The sequence below is a fragment of the Arthrobacter sp. H35-D1 genome, assembly GCF_030063185.1.
Taxonomy (GTDB): domain Bacteria; phylum Actinomycetota; class Actinomycetes; order Actinomycetales; family Micrococcaceae; genus Specibacter.
The window spans coordinates 1-19,366 of sequence record NZ_JASISP010000034.1; the positions used below are offsets into that span (position 1 = coordinate 1).

The window sequence follows — 19,366 nt, forward strand, 5'->3', positions numbered from 1 at the left end:
TAATGGAAGATTGGAACACCTTCGGGGCTCTGCCCTCGGCTTCAGGAATCTCACCAACTACGTCGCCAGATCATTGCTGGAATCCGGAGGCTTCAGACCGAAACTACACTCTGGATTCTGAAGAGCCTGATTTCATTGTGCTTCTCGGACACGTTTTCCTGCACGAGCACGGCCCCGGTGGCGTGGTCGATGGCGGCGAGGAGGTGGACCCTGGTGCCACCGCCGTTCTTGGCACCACGGACTTCTTTGCCGTCTATGGCTATTGCCGCCACCGGTGTCTTGGACTGTGCCCATGCCCCGGCCAGCTGGTCCAGGGCGTCGGCATCCAAAACCTGAAGCACCCTGGCCAACGTTGTCGCGTGCGGGGTGCCAATGCCAAGGGCGGCGAGCTGGTCCCGGGCAGTGTCGGTGGCCCATTCGGCCATCTCCACCAACGTGGTCGCTCCGGCCAGCACTGAGCAGACCATGATGACCAGCAAGTGCGCAAATCGGTGCCGAATACCGCGCTTCTTCCTCGGATCCTTCAACCCGGACAGCGCTGCAAGGACCTTGCCCGGATCAATCTTCACCGACCCGGCCGCGGCAAATTCGTCAATGAACACAGCAAGATGGGATGATGGCATGCGAGAACTCCTGGGCAACATGTGGGACTGAACAATCACATGCTTAACAGGGGTTCTCGCCGATTAAAAGCCAGGCCGGATTCGTCTCACATTTTAAGACGCTGAATTCTCACAAACGACTTTGCAGCCGCCCTGATCCACCCCGCCAGTCACAAGCCCTCGATGGACTGTATGGCCGACGAAATCAACGGCCGACCGAGGGCAATCCTCGGGTTCCTCACGCTAGGCGAAGTCTTCACCAAGCTACTCAACGACAATGTTGCTAAGAAGGCTTGACATCACCATGGACACACCGCAGAGACGCAAACTGCATAACCAAGTCTTAAAATTATAGGCGAAGACTTATTAGGAACAGCAAAGCTGACGGAATGAACGCTAGCGACATTATCAAACCTGAAGAGAAGAGTGCGCGTGCGTTCAAAGATCCGCCCCAGGCTAAAGCCACAAAGGAAAAAATAAATAGCAAAGGTAAAATTATGCAGTAACCAACTAAAAGATGTTCTATGTTTTGGCTCGAACTGAACAAGAAAGATATAAACCAAATTGCAAGTGTAGCCAGAGAAATAATTGCCAGTGACTTTGTCTTGTGGTGACGCATCAAGATTGTTGCTAAAAAATTGTAAACTGTAATACAAACTGGAACCGTGGCCATTAAGGCAACAATAGCAATGTCAAATCGTGGCATCCCTCCCATGACCAAGTCTATGGGCAACAAAAAAGCGGCCATTACAGCCACCGAAGAAACTGCACCAATTGCCATATACTTAATAGAATATGCTCGCAGTCGCATTTTAAGGCGGGACTCCGTTGACGACATCATCTCGACTGAAAGTACGCCGTGAATTGAAGCCACGACCAATACTCCGGAATTTAATATTAACATTACTTGGTGTCCAATTTCGATGTCCGTCGGAGATCCAGTCCACGATGCCGACATGCGTACTCCCTGCATGATCATGGCAAACGCCAGCAGGTGAGGCACTAGGGGAATAGACAGTCGAATAAGGCTTCTATCGAAGTATCGGTAATAGTTCTTTAACCAAGATGAAGGCAGAGACTTACTCACTGATCTGAATAAAAAACAACTAAACACAAAAAAACACGCAACAAATAGAGTAGAAATCCAAACATTACTCTTGCCGAACGATAGCAAAACACCAAGCCATACAGCGGGCAGTAAAAGATTGGCGCTCAGGCCGAATAGAAATTGCCTTAGATTAACACTAATTCGACCGAGTTGCTGTACTGTACTCCCTAAAACGACACAACCTGAGAGAAGAAATGCTAGGGCACTTGAAGATATATCGTGTCTAGTGAAAATTGCGATAACAATTCCAATGAGTAAACCCAATGAACTCAGCAATAGCAGTGTAGACAGAATAAAATATCTCTTGGCGACACTCTTTTGCGTTGAATCTCGGAAATAATTTGCCAAAATAAACGGTAGGCCTAGTGAAAGTGGCAAATAAATCGTCATACCAATGCTGTATCCGCTGATCACATTGCCGGACGTCCCTGGCTCACCGAGGTGAGAGATAATTGCCCATAGCACAAAAGTCATGGCAGCAGAGACGACCGGCCCGCCAACGAACGCCACACGTCTAAAACTCTTGGAAACAAGGTTAAATCTTATAGGAACAAGGAGCACGCAAAATACTTTCGATGGAGCGACATATCAATAAAACATGTCAAGTTTATTGTGAGACTGAAACTGTAGCCACGATATGAGTACAGCCTCTTGACTATATCATGATACAAATCATGAACAGACATTCCGAAGATAACCAACGGCGCTCAAAGCAACTCTGAATAACCAGAATTGCACCAACACTTTCAAATTCAAATCGTATTGTCTATCAGCCATATTTGTAACATGTTTGTAAGCAGTCGACATCATCTTAGGTCCGATCTGAAGGAGCGGAAACAATCTCAACCAACTTCTCAGCCGCACGTTGCCAGCTGTATTCACCTTGTCCAGCAGCACAAGACCGCAGAGATAGTTCTTCGTAGAGTTCTCGGTTAGAAATGACATCTTCAATACTGTCGGCCAGTGAAGTAGCGTTGAGAAGTTTCGCAACTATCCCCGAGCGCGTCTGTTCAATTTGTTCCGATAGTCCTCCAATAGGTGTCACTACTTGTGGAACGCCATAGCGGCAGGCGATAGAGATTACGCCAGACTGACTGGCTTCAATATATGGTAGAAGTACAAGGTCGAAGGACTCGAAAATCGATTCTATTTCAGATTTCTCTATCCAACGAATGTTCCATTCAACATTTTTTCCTCCACGTTGGCGGACATTATCACTAACGGTCCCAGCACCATATACGAGTCCTTTGATATCGTGTCCTCGATCCGAAAGCTCTGATATTGCATCAGCGAATAGCTCGATTCCTTTGTAGGCGAGAATTCTGCCAAAAAAGCCAATATATATCGTTCCGAAAGGAAGTGTCCTGTTACTGCCAACAGCAGCATCCACACCCATTGGGACCACGGATATATTATGGCTGGCGTTCTTTTCAAGCAGTTCCATTCTGACGTGTTCGGATAAGACAACGATTCTATCTGCGCGCCGCAGTTCCCTCGCTTGACACCGTCGTGCCAAGAACTTTGAATCTCCCGGGTGAGACTGAGCGTCATGTATTGTCGATATATAATATACATCTCGAGGCAACCAAAGCGGTAGCGAGAGCGATTGCCAGATACTAAGCATTGGAGAGTAAACAGTCATAATATTATTCACTTTTATGTATTTACGAAGTGTAATGATATTTTTTAGCAAACGGGGCGCGCCCATGAGGAAGTCAATATTAGAACGATATGTTAAAACACTGTGTCTCAGCCTGCTGAGCGTCCACCATTCTTGCGCATTATCTGCATATTCTGAATAGGAGACATGTAATTCAACATCAGGCGTTTTGCTCAGTGCCTGCGCCATGTCTAGGGCGTATTTCGGGCCACCACCATTTGATCCCCAATGAATTGTGAGTATCTTCATTTGAAATCGTCTCCATTTATACAATATAGTTTGGTCAATTCGTTACGCTGATTTCTGACCGTGTTATCCGAGAACTCTTGCTTCCATGCCATCAGAATCCGTTTTCGCAAATTGGCGTCGGTGAGAGACTCATAGAGGCGCTGAGCCAGTTCCGATGGTGTAGTTCCAGATACAGAACTAGGCAGCCACGCTAAAGACTCTACTTTTCGAGCTACCACTGGTAGCCCCATTGTCTCAGCCTCCAGAAGACTCAATGGCATCGCTTCCCACCGAGACGTTTGTACCATTGCATCGGCGGCGTGCATCCAGCCTGCAACTTGTTCGGCCGATTGCCATCCTGTTACCTCAACACCGGCGTCTACCAATCTCCTAGTAAGTTCCGGGTCACCGCACCCCACCCAAACAAATTTGGCGTCAGCATACTTTCGATATTCAGAAACGACTCTCGTGAAGAACTCTGGATCTTTCGCCGCGGTGATGCGCGCCACCGCAATGATGACCTTTTGCTCTGCATCATTCCCTATCGTGGTCGGCATGACGGGAATTTCATTCAGGTTTATCGAACTTACGTTCGGCACCAGGACCGCTGAAGCGTTCGGAGCGATTTGATGAACCAAATCCATTTCTCGTTTCGAGCAAGGGGCGTACGCTGTGGTGTTGACTGCGAGGAGACGCTCGACTAGACGGTAACAAAATCTCGTGACGTGCTGTACATCTTGGCGTTCGAAAGCGAATCCATGCGGTGTGTACACGATGCGATTCTTACGACTATTGAGGAAAACTCTCGAGATTACGCCCGCCATGCTTGAATGCGCATGGATCACGGTAGGTTGAATGTCAGCTATTTGTTTGCGCAACACTCGTGCGGCTGTATATATGTTGCGCGGAAGCTCGGTAACAGAAACGAATAGCTTATCTGTCGACGTGTTTGCGCGTAAATTTCCATTCCCCTGTTTTCGAATTAGATGGTGATCTATGTGAGGGAGTGCGTAAATGTAGGAACCAACCGCGGTTTCAACGCCCCCACTGAAATCTTCGACTATGTGGACAATTATCGGCCTCCCATCGCTCTGTTCCGATGCGCGATTATTGAGGTTTGTCATATCTTTAGATCGGATCCATTCTCAAAATGTGATTTTGTGTTCCTCTTGCAACTAATGAATATTACAAGTATGAGTGGAAAGAGCGGGCTTAAGTGGCGCAGGGCCGAACCATAGTCTGGTTCAAAAAGGGCTTGCACTGCGAGAAATGTTAATATAACTGCGATGGATCTAGTTTCGATATGAGATTTATTTCTCGAAAATCGATTAATATTAATCCACTTCTTCAGACTTACGAAGAATGTTATCCACATTGCTGAAATGGCAATGAACAATATTTTATGGTACAAGCCAAGGCTTGCAAGGGGCCATGGAATCGTAAGTGCGAGCGCTGTAAGTATGTTGTTAGCAATTCCTCCATACGGTTGAGTGATTGTTATGAACGGCTCAATGGTAGTTGTTGCATCGCTAGCTCCAAGTCTATCTACATTTACTTGGCTCCTAAAAGTATCTGGCGCTGCGCCAATATATATATATATGAATAGACTTAGAGCAACTATGACTATCCCGACACAAAAAATATATATTGAAATTCTTCGATTCCGTTTGGTGAGTATTTTGAATCCGAGGTATGCCGCAGCGATGAGTACCCAATAGGGTCGTACGTAAATACCATAGAAGAGCATCGCTAGTGCTATCAACAGGTCTGATTTCCATCCAGATTTCAACCCAAGAATAAGCAGAACGATTACGGACACAAAAGCATCCTTGGAATATGTCCCGAGGAATATGGCTGTCAATATTGGGAATGCGAATAGAGAGACTGTTCCTGTAAGCCCTAAGTCTATTTCTCGATAATGGTATATGACGAAAAACAATAGCGTTGTTGGGAGCATGATCCCTAAGAGTCCGGCAATTATCGGCGAATCAGCGACGCCCAATATGCTGTAGAGGGATGATGTAAACGCAAATGATGAATCATCGTCGGAGCTTAATTCACCCATAGCTATTAGCTGTATTTGATCCGAATCACTGGAGAATTTATCTGGCAGAATTCTGTCCCGGAAGAAAATAAGTGCTATTCCGATGACACTGGCTAATAATAGGGTGACCGATCCTACTGCATTCCTTCTTCGCAAATGAATCTGAACTCCGTACACTTTCAAAAGATGAGCATTTTGAGATTTTGATCTTTCAGACAAAGCAATGCGACTACGGACATTCAAGAATTTGAATATCTTCGTACCGCATCGTCCATGCATGCGAATTGCCGTTACGAAGTTTGAGCACACTAGCTGAAAGTAAAGACATGGCGGGAGTCGTGAGTGACAACCCGCACATCCGTTGGGTTCACGACGTCCGTATGCCATTACTGTACCGGAACTGAGTACGGCAATTTGAAGAGTGGTGCTCTCAGGCCAGCTGCCAGGGCGGCTGCGAAGTCGTTTAGCTGCTAGTGATGCCGGCTAGTTTGAGTGCTCGTGTGGGGTAGTTGCGGGCTGCGCGTGTGGCTTTGGCGAGGTTGGCTTCTCCTTGGAGTCGGAGAATCATGATGGCGATGTTTCGCAGTGATGCCATGACCCGTGGTCCTTTACCGTTTCAGACTTGGCTGTGGTCCTCTCCAGGTCACGTCGCGCCAACAGTGAAGCCCGTTTTCGAAGTTCCAGTGACCACGGATCCATGCCGCTACCTCTGGTGGTATCCCAGGGTGTCTGCAAAGGCTTTTATGAGTGTGAGTCGTCTTAATATGTGAGACAAACAGGGCCGTGGCTGTCAAAAAACCGGGTACTCCCAGTAAGCATGTGATTGTTCAGTCCCACATGTTGCCAGGAGTTCTCGCATGCCATCGTCTCACCTTGCCTTGTTCGTTGACGAATTCGCTAGGACGGGGCCGGTGGAGATTGATCCCGGGAGAATCCTTGCCGCCCTGTGTCACTTGCCGGATCCGCGCAAGAAACGGGGCGTCCGGCATCGTTTCGCCCACTTGCTGGTCATCATGGTCAGCTCGGTGCTGGCCGGGACGACAACGTTGGTGGCGATGGCGGAATGGGCGGCCGACACGGCCCGGGAACAGCTCGCAGAGCTCGGCATCGGCGCCCCTCACGCAACGACATTGGCCAGGGTCCTGCAACGCTTTGACGCCGACGCCCTTGACCGCTTAATCGGGGCGTGGGCACAGGGCATGACCTCGGTGGCGGCGATAGCCATTGATGGGATGGAAGTCCGCGGTGCCAAGAACGGCGGCGGATCGCGAATTCACCTGCTGGCCGGCATTGATCACACCACCGGTGCGGTGCTGGTGCAGGATAACGTGTCCGAAAAACACAACGAGATCACCTACTTCAAGCCGCTATTGGACGGCGTTAGGGATCCTTCTATGGTTTAAGTCAAGAAGGTTTGAAGCTTTCTGAATAGCTGGCGGGCGATGAATCGCTTGAGGCAGCGGCGGACTTCCTTGTTGCTTTTTCCTTCGGTGGTGCGCCGCTCGACCTATTCCTTGGTGGCGGCGTCGAACATCATCCGTATCCGCGCGATCGTGTGCAGGGCCCGGTTCAGCTGTCGGTCGCCGTGGAGGTTGAGCCGGTGTCTGGTTTTGTTGCCTGAGGACGCCGGGATTGGGTTCACTCAGCCAGCGCGGCGAAGGACGCTTCCGATCGGACACGACCATAGTGCGAGTACGAGACGAGCACTTGCGCTGAGGTTATGGGGCCAAGGCCCGGCAGCTCCAGAAGACCGGCAGCCATGAGGATCACGATTTCTTCCAGCTGCTCCTTATTGCGTGCAAGCCGAACGTGGAATTCATTGATGGCGTTGGCCAGCCGCTTAGCCTCGGCACGTCCGACCCGGGTCTGCAAGTCGTCGCTTAGGTGCATCCGGAATCGGCTGACCTCCAATATTTGGTCGTCGTTGAGGGCCTTGCGAGCATCGATGCCCAGGTCCATCGTGCGCAGCAGCGCGGTGAGGATCAGACGGTCCGAGGTGCTTTGGCGTTCCATAGTGTCGCGGGCGTTGAGAAGGATTCGTAGAGCCTCCGGTTTCCTTCGGCACGGGGATCCAGCAGCGCTGAGATCTGTTCCCCGAGCACCGTGCGAGCAGCAGCAAGTGCGTCAATGTCATCGGACTTGCCTCGCCCGGCACGTGAGGTCCGGCGCGGTGGTCGCACCTCACAGATATCCAAGGCTGTGGCACGCAGTGCACGGGTCAGTCCCGATCCATACGAATTGGTTCCCTCGACGGCCACGAGAGTCTTGCCCGGATCGCTGCGCCGGTCGATCCAGGCGATGGCGCGCTTGAGGCCCGGTGGGCTCGTGGGAAATGTGGCGGTATCCATCACTTGGCCAGTGGCGGCCGCAAGGATGGCGTAGGTGTTGGTGCGGGCGTGGGTATCCACACCGACGATGTTCGTGTATTCATCGCGGACGGTACTCATTGAAGTGGCTTCCTTCCCAATACAGGACAATGATCGGCCAGTTTGAGGAGGGTCACGCCGAGGCAAGTCCCTAACGAGTCACGCCCTGCAGCAAGGTGTTACACGACGGACAACCTTCTATCAGGCCACCGGTGCGAGCCAAACTGGCCCCCACGGGCCGGGGTCCACAGGTCGTCTAAAGGACACTGCCAAGGGCAGATCTGAAGTGAGTCACGCCCGGTCCGAGTGGGTCAAATCTGGCAGCCAGCCTCAGGCTTGCCACTACCCATTAGGAATCCGATTGTCTCCCAAGGCCCTCGCCTCAGCAGAAACAACCTCCAGCCCCGGACTCCTCAAGCGGCAACGCCAGCTATACACTCAATTCTGAAGATCCTGTACCTGGCTAAAGGCAAGCTATGCACCCGGTAGAATGAACCCAAATAGCAAGTCAAGTCTGCCTCCGGTATCCCTAGAGGAACTTGGCATTCATACAACAAGACGTGGGGAACCTACTTTTGGAATTTCGGGACTACATTCACATCCTGCGCCGCAACTGGATCATCATTGTGGCGCTTAGTCTTGTTGGACTCTTAGCAGCTGTCGCATTTTCGGTACTGACGAAACCGCTCTATACGGCGCAGACACAACTCTTCGTGGCAACTCAAAACTCGGGATCGGTGCAGGATCTTCAAACGGGTAACTCATTCATTCAGGCCCGAGTTTCGTCGTATGTGGTGACGGCCACCACCCCAACCGTACTCCAACCGGTCATCGATTCTCTGGGGCTGGATCTTTCCCCGCAGCAGCTTGCCACCAAAATCAAAGCCACCTCAGATTTGAAGACAGTTCTTGTTTCAATTTCTGTCAATGACGACTCTCCCGTTCAAGCTGCGGCAGTTGCCCACGCAGTGGCTAGCAGCCTCATCATCGCGGTTGACAATTTGGAGAAGCCCGCAGACGGGGGCCCCTCACCGGTCAAGTTGTCTGTGGTGACCCCGGCCTTTGCACCCACCGCTCCTTCCTCCCCAAATCTGAAAATCAACCTTGCACTTGGCTTTATTGTGGGACTTGTTTTAGGAGTGGCCACTTCACTAGTGCGGAGCTCTCTCGATAACCGGGTCAGGAGTGAAAGTGATCTGCGGGAAATCACTGGCTCTCCCGTGCTCGGTGGCATCCCGTTCGAACAGGAAGCGCAGAAGGATCCACTGCTGAGCCGAGGATCCGTCCACAGCCAGCGCGCCGAGTCATTTAGACAACTCCGGACCAATCTGCAGTTTGCCCAAGTCAGCAGCAGTAGCAAAACACTACTCGTCACGTCTTCCTTGCCAGGGGAAGGAAAGAGCACCACTGCTACCAACCTCGCCCTGACCATGGCTGAGGCCGGACAGTCTGTGGTGCTAGTGGACGCCGACCTCCGTCGGCCGATGGTGGGCAAGTATTTGGGCCTAGAGGGTGCTGCCGGTCTGACCACTGCCTTGGTTGGGGAAGTCAATATCAAAGATCTGCTCCAGCCTTGGGGCGCGCACGAACTTCACGTTCTGACTTCAGGCCAGATCCCGCCCAATCCCAGCGAACTGTTGGGGTCCGAGGCCATGTCGACACTCATCAAGCGTTTGGAGGAGCATTTCGATGCCGTCATCATCGATGCCCCACCCCTGCTTCCTGTCACAGACGCTGCCGTCTTGGCCCAGAAGGTGGGCGGAGTCATGGTGGTCGTTGGTTGCCACATAGCAAAGCAACCAGAAGTGCAAAAGGCTTTGGAGACTCTCAAACTGGTTGACGCCGAAATTCTGGGTGTTGTGCTGAACCGGGTTCCCGTCAAAGGTCCTGATGCTTACGCTTACAGCTATTACGGTTACAGTGCGAATCCCGCAACTCCTGAGGTTCAATCGACCAGCTCGTCGAGCATCCCGACCGCCAGCGAAACACTGTCCGGTCCGGTCGAGGACGATTTTGACAGACTGCTTCGAGGCACAGAAACACGGGCATCTCGACGCGGGTGATTTTCAACCGTCCTTTGGATAATCAGCTGCTGGTCTTGACAGGACTCTGAATCCTTTAAGAGTCCCCAACGGACGCACGTTCACACTCAAACGTATTTCTGGGGAAACACTTGAATTCAAAAAACTGGCGTACTCGCTACGCCCGGAGAATTGGCGCGCTTGACGCGGTAGTTGTGGTCTGGTCCGTGACGGGTGCCCACCTGCTGCGGTTTGGGCTGCACCCTGCTACTTCCGATGCCATCGCCGGTGCCCCGGTGGCGTCTTACACGGCGGTCAGCATTGTGTTGCCACTTATTTGGTGGTTGATGCTAGGTGCCTGGGGCAGTCGAGAACCGCGGATGCTCGGTGCGGGTGCTGAAGAATACAAGCGCGTTGTTGCAGCCAGCCTCTGGCTGTTCGGAATAATCGCAATTATCGCATACGCCCTTCAGGTCGATCTGGCTCGAAGCTATGTCGGCACGGCTTTCCCGTTGGGAACCGTTGGCCTGATCGCCGGGAGATGGGTTCTTCGCCAGCACCTGAGTCTGGAACGGAGCCGCGGCGGAAGCGTCTCGCGTTTGCTAATCATCGGAGGTCCTGCGGCGATGGGACACTTGGTCAACGCCTTGCGTGGCGCTCCAGAAGCTGGCTATTCGCCCATTGCCGGCTACTTGTCGGCCAATGTGCAGGGCTCAGTTGACGAGCCACCGAACCTCCCCCTCATCCATGGCAACCCGACGGCAGAGAACATTCAGGATGCCGTTCGTTCCAGTGGTGCGGACGCTGTGGCCATCACCACCGGCGTAAGGCTTACGCCCCAAACCATGCGCCAGCTCGGATGGGACCTGGCAGCAGCCAACATCGGATTGATTCTGGCACCGGCGCTCACGGACATAGCCGGCCCACGTATCCATACACAGCCCGTGGCCGGCCTCCCACTGATCCACGTTTCAACACCGAAACTCACGGGTGGAAAACGCGTGGCCAAACGAGCCTTCGACGTCCTGGGCTCGGGTGTGCTGATTGCGTGCCTCTCACCCGTCCTCGCGGCCATTGCGCTGGCAGTCAAGTTTTCAAGCCCAGGTGCCGTCTTGTACTTTCAGGAGCGGGTGGGGCTGCGAGGCTCGACCTTTGAGATGGCCAAGTTCAGGTCGATGGTGCCCGATGCAGACCGACAGCTTGACACGCTTCTTGTTGCCCAAGGAACTGCAGGTACTCCTTTGTTCAAGGTGGAAAATGATCCGCGCATCACACCGATCGGGGGAATCCTGCGAAAGTATTCCCTTGACGAACTACCTCAGTTGTTCAATGTTTTTTCGGGCAGCATGAGCCTGGTTGGTCCTCGGCCACAACGCGAAGGGGAAGTCGCGCTCTACGACGATGCTGCCCATCGCAGGTTGTATGTCCAGCCTGGAATGAGTGGACTATGGCAGGTGAGCGGCCGATCGAACCTGACATGGGATGAAAGCATCAAGTTAGACCTTTACTACGTAGAGAATTGGTCGATGGCAGCAGACCTAGTCATTCTCTTCCGTACATTCAAAGCGGTCTTCTTCAGCACCGGCGCAGTGTAAGAAATGCTTCAAAAAATGCCGAGACATGGGGCTTGCCTGTCAATAATATCCAGCAGTAAGGGCTCTTGAAATGAGTATTCCAGCAATTGGCGTGAAAGGCTCTGACGCCTTCCTCGGCATGGGACGTCCGTAGGCATGGCTGGGACGGATGAGGCCCACGTGCCAACAGAAGACCCCACCGAGGGGACGGGCCGGGTCCGCAGAACCGTGCAACCTGCGACCGGACGGCGGAAGCGGCGCAAGCGTCTGCTTCGGTGGGGTGTGGGTGCCCTGGCCGTGCTGGTGTTGGTGGGGGGCGCAACGGCGTGGCTCGGTGTCCGCGCTATCGAAATAAAGGACAACCTTGACGCGACCGCGCAACTGCTGCCGAAGCTGAAGAATCAGCTTCTGGCCAATGATGCGTCCAGTGCTTCCGATACCGTGGCCTCCTTGGCGGAGCATACGGCCGCCGCCAAACAAGCGGGTTCGGATCCCCTTTGGAAGCTGGCGAGCAGCCTTCCCTGGCTCGGGCCCAACCTGGCCGCAGCCTCGGAAATTACCACTACGGCCGACGACGTGGTCCGCTTGGCCGCCCAGCCCTTGGTTGGTACTTTCGAATCCTTGGACTGGAAGTCGCTGACACCAGTAGATGGTGCCGTACCTTTGGCCCCCCTGCAAAAAGCGGCACCCAGCGTGGTTTCGGCCGCCAATTCCGTGGAGCTGTCCTATGAACGGCTGGCCGGGATTGATCCTGCACCGCTGCTCCCCCAGATTGCTGATCCCCTGGACAGCGCCAAGGTCCAACTGGACGAGCTGCGCGGACTGCTTTCAACTGCTTCCGACGCCGCACAGCTTGTCCCTCCCATGATGGGTGCGGAAGCCCCCCGAGACTACCTATTGTTGATCCAAAACAATGCGGAAGTCCGTGCCAGCGGCGGCATACCCGGAGCACTCGCCGTGATCCATGCGGAGAACGGAAAGATATCCCTAGCCGCCCAGGACTCTGCCAGTGCCATGGGAGACTTCACGCCTCCGGTCAAGGTGGACGCCGAACAGGAAGCCATCTACTCCAACCGCATGGGCAGCTACATGCAAGACGTCAACATGACTCCGGATTTCCCCACAGCCGCTTCCACGGCCAAGGACATGTGGCTGCAACGCCACCCCGAACAACCCATTGACGGCGTCATTTCCATTGACCCGGTGGCGCTGGCATTGGTCCTGAAGACAACCGGTCCCATCACCGTGGCACCGGCTCTTCCGGCAGGTGTGAGCCTCGGCGACCTGCCCACACAGCTGACCAGCACAAACTTGGTGCCCGTGTTGCTCTCCCAGGTCTACGCCGAAATCGAGGAGCCCGCGTTGCAGGACGCCTACTTTGCAGCGGTGGCGAAAGAGGTCTTTGATGTGGTTGCTTCCGGCAAGACTCCCGGCGACAAACTGGTCCAGACCCTGGCCACAGGTGTCAGCGACAATCGAATTTTGATGTGGTCCGCCCACGGCGACGAGCAGGCGATCCTAGGCGACGTAGGCATTGGCGGCGCCATTTCAGGTCCAAGCGTTCCCGCGGCGGGCTTCGGCGTCTATTTCAATGACGGCACCGGCGCCAAGATGGATTATTACGTCAAACGCACCGTGCAGTTGGTGCAGCGTTGCAATGCTGGGGGTTATGCCGAGTACACAGCCAAAATCACCATGACCAACACTGCACCTGCCGATGCCGCCACGTCACTGCCTGCCTATGTAACAGGTGACGCGGTATTCGGGGTTCCCCATGGCAGCGTGGCCACCAACGTGGTGGCCTACGGCCCGACCCAGGCACGGACACAGGAGGCCAGAATAGACGGCAAAGTTGTGGGTATTAGCTCCCACTCCCATGACGAGCGCCCCGTCGGCATAGTGCGGGTACAGCTGGCCCCTGGACAGCAACAGACCGTGGAAATCGACTTTTCCAAGGTGGTCCAGACCAGCCCGGCCCAGCTCAGCGTCACCCCCACCATCCAAAAGAAATCGGACGTCATTCTGCCCGAACAAAAGGTCACGGGGTGCACAGGAGAATAACTCTTCACGAACAATCCATGGCCTCTGAACCTCCCACTAGCACAGCACTGTCCAAACGGCGAAACTTTCATCCATCTGTTTGGTAACGACAGCGCCCACTGATAATCTAGAAACAAATCGCGGTCTCAACGGGGGAACCGGCGATCAAACATAAAAGAAACTGGGGAAATACCTTGAAGAAAATCCTTGCAAGCGTTGCGCTTGCTGGCCTCCTGACCTTGTCCGCCGGAACAGTTGCCGCCCAGGCAGCTCCCAGTGACTACCCGGCAGGCCCACCCGCCTCCACCGTTTCAACGGGAACTGTGGTGGCCGGCGAAGCCGTTGTTTTCAGCGGCTCCGGCTTCACGCCCGGTGAAACCATTGACATCACCGTCACCATGACCAGCCCTGTGGCTGGCGGGGCCATTGGCTCACTGGGCGGCGGCATCTCCGCGTCCGTGCCCATGATCATCCAGCCCGCAGCACCAGCTTCCTTTACCGCCGTCGCCGATGACAATGGCGCCTTCTCTACTCCCATCACACTGGAGCAGACTGGCACCTACACGCTGACGGCCACGGGCCGCACCTCGGGCGTCACCGTCAGCCAGGTTGTCAAGGTAGTCGCCAACATCGATGCCGGCGTTGGCAACGATGGTTCCGGCACGGGCAACGACGTTGCCGGCAACGACGACGGTCTTGCCGCCACCGGCATTGACGCCAGCGTTGCTGTCTGGTCGCTCATCGGCGTTGGCGCACTGGGCGTCGGCGTGGGTTCCGTGGTTATTTCACGCCGCCGCAACCGTGCAGACATGGCTGCTTAGTCGCTGCTCGGCTGGTATTGCACCAGCCAACAAGACAGCTCGGAACCATTGGTTCCGGGCTTTCTTGTTTTCAGGCGGTAGTTCGCACCTGCAGGCGCGGCACCTAGACTTGGTTCTTGTGAACACAGTGAGCCACAAGGTGGCAGTGATCCTTGCCATCGCGTACTTTGCCGCGCTGGCGGGCATCTTGTTTTGGCCCTCCCCCGTGAACAGGCCCATTGACGGTGCCCTGATGCAGCTGCTGCAGTGGCTGCACGGCCACGGGCTGCCCGATTGGTTCATTGGCTACCGCAAGGTTGAGTTTGCCGCCAACATCCTGTTGTTCATTCCCCTGGGCATCATTTTGGTGCTGCGCATGCCCAGAAAGCTGTGGTGGCTGTCCATAGTCATTGCTGCCGCGTTCTCCGGTGCAGTGGAACTGGCACAAGCTATTTTCCTGCCCGTCCGCGTCCCCGCGTGGAGCGACATCGTGGCCAACACCTCAGGTGCCTTCATTGGTGCGATTTTAGTGCTCGTGGTGTGGTCGCTCAGCCGCCGACGGGCACTCCACGCCGCACGACGCTCCCCGTTCAAACCCTGACCATAAGTTCAGCTTGTCTGGTTGAGCGCGTCCTCGGCCGCTACCCAGGCCAGCATGGCGCACTTCACCCGAGCCGGATACTTTGACACGCCGGACAGTGCCGCAGCGTCGCCCAAAAGGTCCTCGTCGGCTTCCAGCTTCCCGCGGGAGCGCATCACCTCGCGGAAGTTGCCGATCAGGGCATGCACCTCCGCACGCTCCAGGCCCACCACCATGTCGCTGAGGATGGAGGCCGACGCCATGGAAATGGCGCACCCGTCCCCCGCCCAGTGGATACCGGAGACGGCATCGCTTGCCGTCTCGATCCGCAACGTGATCTCGTCCCCGCACACGGGGTTCAGCTGGTGGCACTGGCCCACGTTCTGCGGCAGATGCAGCCCCTGCAGCTGCTCATTGGGCAGATCCGCGCCACGGCGGGTCTTCGACTCTTCCAAAATAATCTGCTGGTACAGCGAATCCAGTGAACTCACGGCCTACTCCCCCTCCACGCCAAAGTAGCCGCGCAGCCCGGCCACAGCGGCCAGGAACGCGTCCACATCGGCGCTGGTGTTGTACAAATACGTGCTGGCACGGGTGGAGGCGTTCAACCCCAGCCGCCTGTGCAGCGGTTGGGCGCAGTGGTGGCCCACCCGGACGGCGATGCCAGCGGCGTCAAGGTACTGGCCGACGTCGTGCGCGTGCACCCCAGCCACTTCGAAGGATGCCAGACCTGCCCGCGGAATGCCCGATGCCGGTCCCAGGACGCGGATGCCTTCGATGGCTTCCAGCCCGCTCACCAAGCGCTGGCCCAGGGACGCTTCCCAGTCATGGATGCGCTCCATCCCGGTTTCGTGCAGATAGTTGGCGGCTGCCGCCAAGGCCACGGCCTGGGAGATGGGCTGCGTACCGGCCTCGAAGCGCTGCGGCGCCGGCAGGTATTCCGCCCGATCCATGGTGACGGTAGTGATCATGGAACCGCCAGTGAGGAACGGGGGCATGGCATCGAGCAGCTCCGCCCGGCCATACAGGCCCCCAATGCCGGTGGGCCCGAGCATCTTGTGGCCGGAGAACACGGCGAAATCCACGTCCAGGGCCTTGACGTCCAGGGGCAGGTGGGGCGCCGACTGGCAGGCATCCAGAACCACCAGGGCGCCCGCGGCATGGGCCAGGGCCGTCAACTCGGAGACCGGGTTGATGACGCCTGTGACGTTGGAGACGTGGGTGAAGGAAAACACCTTGGTGCGCTCGTTGAGCAGGTTGGCGGCAGCGTCCATGTCCAGGGTGCCGTCGTCGTGGACGGGGATGTAGCGCAGCGTGGCGCCGGTGCGTCGGCACACCTCCTGCCATGGAATCAGGTTGGCGTGGTGCTCCATCTCGGTCACCAGCACCTCGTCCCCTGCCGAGAGGGCAAACCGTTGGGCCTGGGCCGAAACTGCGCCGACGCTGGCATTGCCAAAGGAATAGGCGATCAGGTTCAGACCGGCCGTGGCATTCTGCGTCCAGACCAGCTCGTTGGTCTCGGCACCGATGAAGGCCGCGACCGTCTCACGGGCGTCCTCAAAGGAATCCGTGGCGGCGACGGCCAAGGTGTGGGCGCCGCGATGCACGGCGGAATTGCGCTGCTCGTAATACTCCTGCTCCGCCTCCATGACGCTGAACGGGTTTTGCGAGGTGGCCCCGGAGTCGAGATAGACCAGCGGCTTCCCATTGACGTGCTGTTCAAGGATGGGGAAGTCGTTGCGGATGCGCACAACCTCCACGTCATTCAACGCGGAAGTGTGTTCGTGGACGGCGGATCCTGTCACCAAATGTGTACTCCTCGGCACTAGCGCGGCCAGCCGCCATTCGGCCGGCAGGGGACACAACAGAATACGTCACATCCGCTTCACCTAATTGTTGCATTGTTTGGCGGTGCAGGCACCTCAGGTTCGGCTTACTCCAGTACCGGGTTCGGATCCGCCTCTGGGACGGGCGAAACGAGTAGCTCCACTCTAGACGGCCGCATTCTAATTCGCGATGCTGGACATCAGACGGGCCATTTCAGCATGCCCGCCAAAGCCCCGACATCACCCTTTCCTTTGATGGTGGCCGGGGCCTTGTCCTGAAAAAGCATTGAGGACGAAGCCTGGTATCGCGACCCTGCAGGATCGGATACTAGTCAGGTTGCTCTCAAGAAAGTGGTCTCTACATGATTCGGAACCTTGGTTATTTCCCCGGCTGTCGCAGAGCCGGGGGTGCAAAACAACAAAGACGGTTGCATAGACCGGTCAAGGCAATGGCCGGCCTTCTCTGTGTCCTCTTGGCGACCTTCGGCGTTGCCGCCATGGGAGCCCCCGCGCAGGCCGCCGACCCCGTCACCACGGTGACCCTGTCCTTCGACGACGGCAACGCGGACCAGATGAACGCTGCCTCCATCATGAAAACCAACGGACTTCAAGGCACGTTCTACGTAACATCGGGTTTCACCAACCATCCCGGTTACATGACCCTTGCAGATCTTCAGACCTTGGCGGCGGATGGCAATGAGATTGGCGGGCATACGGTGACGCACCCGGACTTGGCCACGCTGGCCGACGACGAAGCAGCGCGCCAAGTCTGCAACGACCGTGTCAACCTCAGCAACTGGGGATTCCGCGTGACCAACTTCGCCTATCCCTTTGCCTCCCTGACCAGCTCCACGAAGACCATCGTGGAGAACTGCGGGTACAACAGTGCCCGCGGGCTGGGCGACATCTCCTCACGCTTTGGGTGCAACGGATGTGCCTTGGCGGAAACCATCCCCCCGGCAGAACCCTACGAGATCAAGGCGCCCGATCAAGTGGACAACACTTGGACGCTGGCGGACCTGAAGAAAACCGTCACCCAGGCCGAACAAAACGGCGGCGGATGGGTGGAGCTGACCTTCCACCACATAGGGACCGACGGGACGGACCCGCTCACCATCTCACCGGCGCTCTTTGGCCAATTCGCCACATGGCTGAAGGCCAGGCCCGCCACCACCTTGGTCAAGACCGTGGACCAGGTCATCGGCGGCACGCTCAAGCCCGCGGTGCCCGGCCCCGTTGCCACATCGCAGCCGGGCGAGAACATGGTCACCAACCCTAGCCTGGAAGCCATCTCCTCCGGTGTGCCGCAGTGCTGGCAAAACGGTGGCTACGGCACCAACACCGCCGCGTTCAGCACCGTTTCACCCGGGCGCACGGGATCAACAGCAGCCGTGCTGACAGTCACCGGATACAGCGACGGCGATGCCAAGTGGCTTCCTGTACAGGACCTGGGTGAATGTGCCACCGCGGCCACGCCTGGCCAAACCTATGCACTGTCCGCCTGGTACAAGTCCACGGCGCCCACCCAATTCGAGGTCTACTACCGCACCGATCTGGGCTCGTGGAAGTACTGGACCACCAGCCCGTTCTTCGCGGCGGGAACCACCTACGAGGAGGCCTCCTGGACGACGCCACCGCTGCCCGCCGGGGCAAGTGCGATCAGTTTTGGGCTGAACCTGGCCGGCAATGGCACCATCACCACCGATGATTACGCCATGTACGACGCGGCGTCCATCCCGCCGCCGCCCCCGCCGGCCCCGGGCACCAACCTGGTTCAGAACCCAAGCTTGGAGACTTCCGGCGGAGGCGCGCTGCCGCAATGCTGGCAGGAAGCCGGGTATGGGGCCAACACCGCGGACTTCAGTGCCAGCGCGGCGGCACACACCGGTTCCATGGCGCAAACCCTGACAGTGACGAACTATGCCGACGGCGACGCCAAACTCCTTCCTACTCTGGACCACGGCAGCTGCGCACCGGTGGGAATCGCGGGACACACGTACTCGATGCGGACCTGGTACACCTCTACGACACCGACGCAGTTTGCCCTCTACTACCGCGCCGCCGACGGCACCTGGACCTATTGGACGTCAAGCCCGTGGTTCGCCGCGACGTCGAGCTACACCCAGGCTGTGTGGACAACGCCCGCACTTCCGGAAGGGGCAACGGCGATCAGTTTTGGCTTGAACCTCTTCCAAAACGGGACCTTGACCACCGACGACTACGCACTGTATGACACGGTCGGCGCTCCAGCGCCGTAGCAAACGAAAAGCGATCCGAGCACTGAGGGCGGCCCATCACCCGATGGGCCGCCCTCGTTGCGTCGGTTGAATTTTGAACGTGCATGGCAGCCTGGCACCAGCCACCTTGGCCCCTTCCCGGCAAATCCGGCGCTGTAGGGTGTAGTGAAGTGGATTGGCCTGCCTGTGCCTTCCGGAGAATGCATGCGTGGACTTCAAGTGAAACTTTTTCACCACTTCCTCATTCTCAGTCTCATCGTTGCTCTTGGCGCAGCAACCC

The 19,366-nt window shown here is 56.1% G+C and carries 16 protein-coding genes and 1 pseudogene; 7 read left to right on the top strand and 10 right to left on the bottom strand.

Features of this window, described 5'->3' with window-relative positions:
- Positions 1-92: 92 nt before the first annotated feature.
- The 6 genes from QMG25_RS19205 to QMG25_RS19230 all read right to left on the bottom strand — a co-directional run bounded on the left by QMG25_RS19205 (position 93) and on the right by QMG25_RS19230 (position 6,237).
- A complete protein-coding gene (locus tag QMG25_RS19205) occupies positions 93-623 on the bottom strand; it encodes an ISAs1 family transposase (protein WP_283462700.1) in 531 nt (176 codons plus the stop codon).
- A 328-nt stretch (positions 624-951) separates the two neighbouring features.
- Entirely contained in the window at positions 952-2,184 is a 1,233-nt protein-coding gene (locus tag QMG25_RS19210) for a hypothetical protein (RefSeq protein ID WP_283462701.1), read from the bottom strand.
- Positions 2,185-2,521: 337 nt separating this feature from the next.
- A complete protein-coding gene (locus QMG25_RS19215) occupies positions 2,522-3,619 on the bottom strand; it encodes a glycosyltransferase family 4 protein (protein WP_283462702.1) in 1,098 nt (365 codons plus the stop codon).
- The gene (locus QMG25_RS19220; RefSeq protein ID WP_283462703.1) at positions 3,616-4,722 is read right to left on the bottom strand and encodes a glycosyltransferase; all 1,107 of its coding nucleotides are present in this window, start codon (positions 4,720-4,722) and stop codon (positions 3,616-3,618) included. The genes QMG25_RS19215 and QMG25_RS19220 overlap by 4 nt, the downstream gene beginning before the upstream one ends.
- Entirely contained in the window at positions 4,719-5,819 is a 1,101-nt protein-coding gene (locus QMG25_RS19225) for a hypothetical protein (RefSeq protein ID WP_283462704.1), read from the bottom strand. The genes QMG25_RS19220 and QMG25_RS19225 overlap by 4 nt, the downstream gene beginning before the upstream one ends.
- 286 nt (positions 5,820-6,105) lie before the next feature.
- Positions 6,106-6,237: a hypothetical protein gene (locus QMG25_RS19230; protein ID WP_283462705.1), complete on the bottom strand. Its 132-nt coding sequence runs from the start codon at positions 6,235-6,237 to the stop codon at positions 6,106-6,108.
- A 262-nt stretch (positions 6,238-6,499) separates the two neighbouring features.
- Here QMG25_RS19230 and QMG25_RS19235 point away from each other — a divergent pair, with 262 nt between their 5' ends.
- Positions 6,500-7,045 (top strand): transposase family protein, encoded by a 546-nt coding sequence (locus QMG25_RS19235; protein ID WP_283462706.1) that lies wholly within the window; start codon positions 6,500-6,502, stop codon positions 7,043-7,045.
- On the opposite strand, the pseudogene QMG25_RS20675 reads toward QMG25_RS19235, so the two are convergent.
- Together QMG25_RS20675 and QMG25_RS19250 are read right to left on the bottom strand one after the other, a co-directional pair.
- Positions 7,042-7,376, bottom strand: a pseudogene (locus QMG25_RS20675) (transposase); the annotation flags it as partial. The gene QMG25_RS19235 and the pseudogene QMG25_RS20675 overlap by 4 nt on opposite strands.
- 248 nt (positions 7,377-7,624) lie before the next feature.
- The gene (locus QMG25_RS19250; RefSeq protein WP_283462709.1) at positions 7,625-8,089 is read right to left on the bottom strand and encodes an IS110 family transposase; all 465 of its coding nucleotides are present in this window, start codon (positions 8,087-8,089) and stop codon (positions 7,625-7,627) included.
- A 494-nt stretch (positions 8,090-8,583) separates the two neighbouring features.
- Between QMG25_RS19250 and QMG25_RS19255 the strand changes: the two genes are divergently transcribed.
- From QMG25_RS19255 to QMG25_RS19275, 5 genes are all read left to right on the top strand, one after another.
- Positions 8,584-10,071 (top strand): tyrosine-protein kinase domain-containing protein, encoded by a 1,488-nt coding sequence (locus QMG25_RS19255; RefSeq protein ID WP_283462710.1) that lies wholly within the window; start codon positions 8,584-8,586, stop codon positions 10,069-10,071.
- Between the two features lie 110 nt (positions 10,072-10,181).
- Positions 10,182-11,624, top strand: a complete 1,443-nt coding sequence (locus QMG25_RS19260; protein WP_283462711.1) for a sugar transferase — start codon at positions 10,182-10,184, stop codon at positions 11,622-11,624.
- A 159-nt stretch (positions 11,625-11,783) separates the two neighbouring features.
- Positions 11,784-13,664 carry a DUF4012 domain-containing protein gene (locus QMG25_RS19265; RefSeq protein WP_283462713.1) on the top strand — a complete coding sequence of 627 codons (1,881 nt, stop codon included), beginning with the start codon at positions 11,784-11,786 and terminating at the stop codon, positions 13,662-13,664.
- Between the two features lie 173 nt (positions 13,665-13,837).
- Positions 13,838-14,464: an LPXTG cell wall anchor domain-containing protein gene (locus QMG25_RS19270; protein WP_283462714.1), complete on the top strand. Its 627-nt coding sequence runs from the start codon at positions 13,838-13,840 to the stop codon at positions 14,462-14,464.
- 118 nt (positions 14,465-14,582) lie between these two features.
- The gene (locus tag QMG25_RS19275; RefSeq protein ID WP_283462715.1) at positions 14,583-15,044 is read left to right on the top strand and encodes a VanZ family protein; all 462 of its coding nucleotides are present in this window, start codon (positions 14,583-14,585) and stop codon (positions 15,042-15,044) included.
- A gap of 8 nt (positions 15,045-15,052) precedes the next feature.
- Here QMG25_RS19275 and sufU read toward each other — a convergent pair whose 3' ends face one another.
- Positions 15,053-15,514 (bottom strand): Fe-S cluster assembly sulfur transfer protein SufU, encoded by a 462-nt coding sequence (sufU, locus tag QMG25_RS19280; RefSeq protein ID WP_283462716.1) that lies wholly within the window; start codon positions 15,512-15,514, stop codon positions 15,053-15,055.
- Between the two features lie 3 nt (positions 15,515-15,517).
- Positions 15,518-16,828 carry a cysteine desulfurase gene (locus QMG25_RS19285; protein WP_283462717.1) on the bottom strand — a complete coding sequence of 437 codons (1,311 nt, stop codon included), beginning with the start codon at positions 16,826-16,828 and terminating at the stop codon, positions 15,518-15,520.
- Positions 16,829-17,298: 470 nt separating this feature from the next.
- Between QMG25_RS19285 and QMG25_RS19290 the strand changes: the two genes are divergently transcribed.
- On the top strand, positions 17,299-19,107 hold the full coding sequence (locus QMG25_RS19290) for a polysaccharide deacetylase family protein (protein ID WP_283462718.1): 1,809 nt from the start codon (positions 17,299-17,301) through the stop codon (positions 19,105-19,107).
- Positions 19,108-19,366 lie beyond the last annotated feature (259 nt).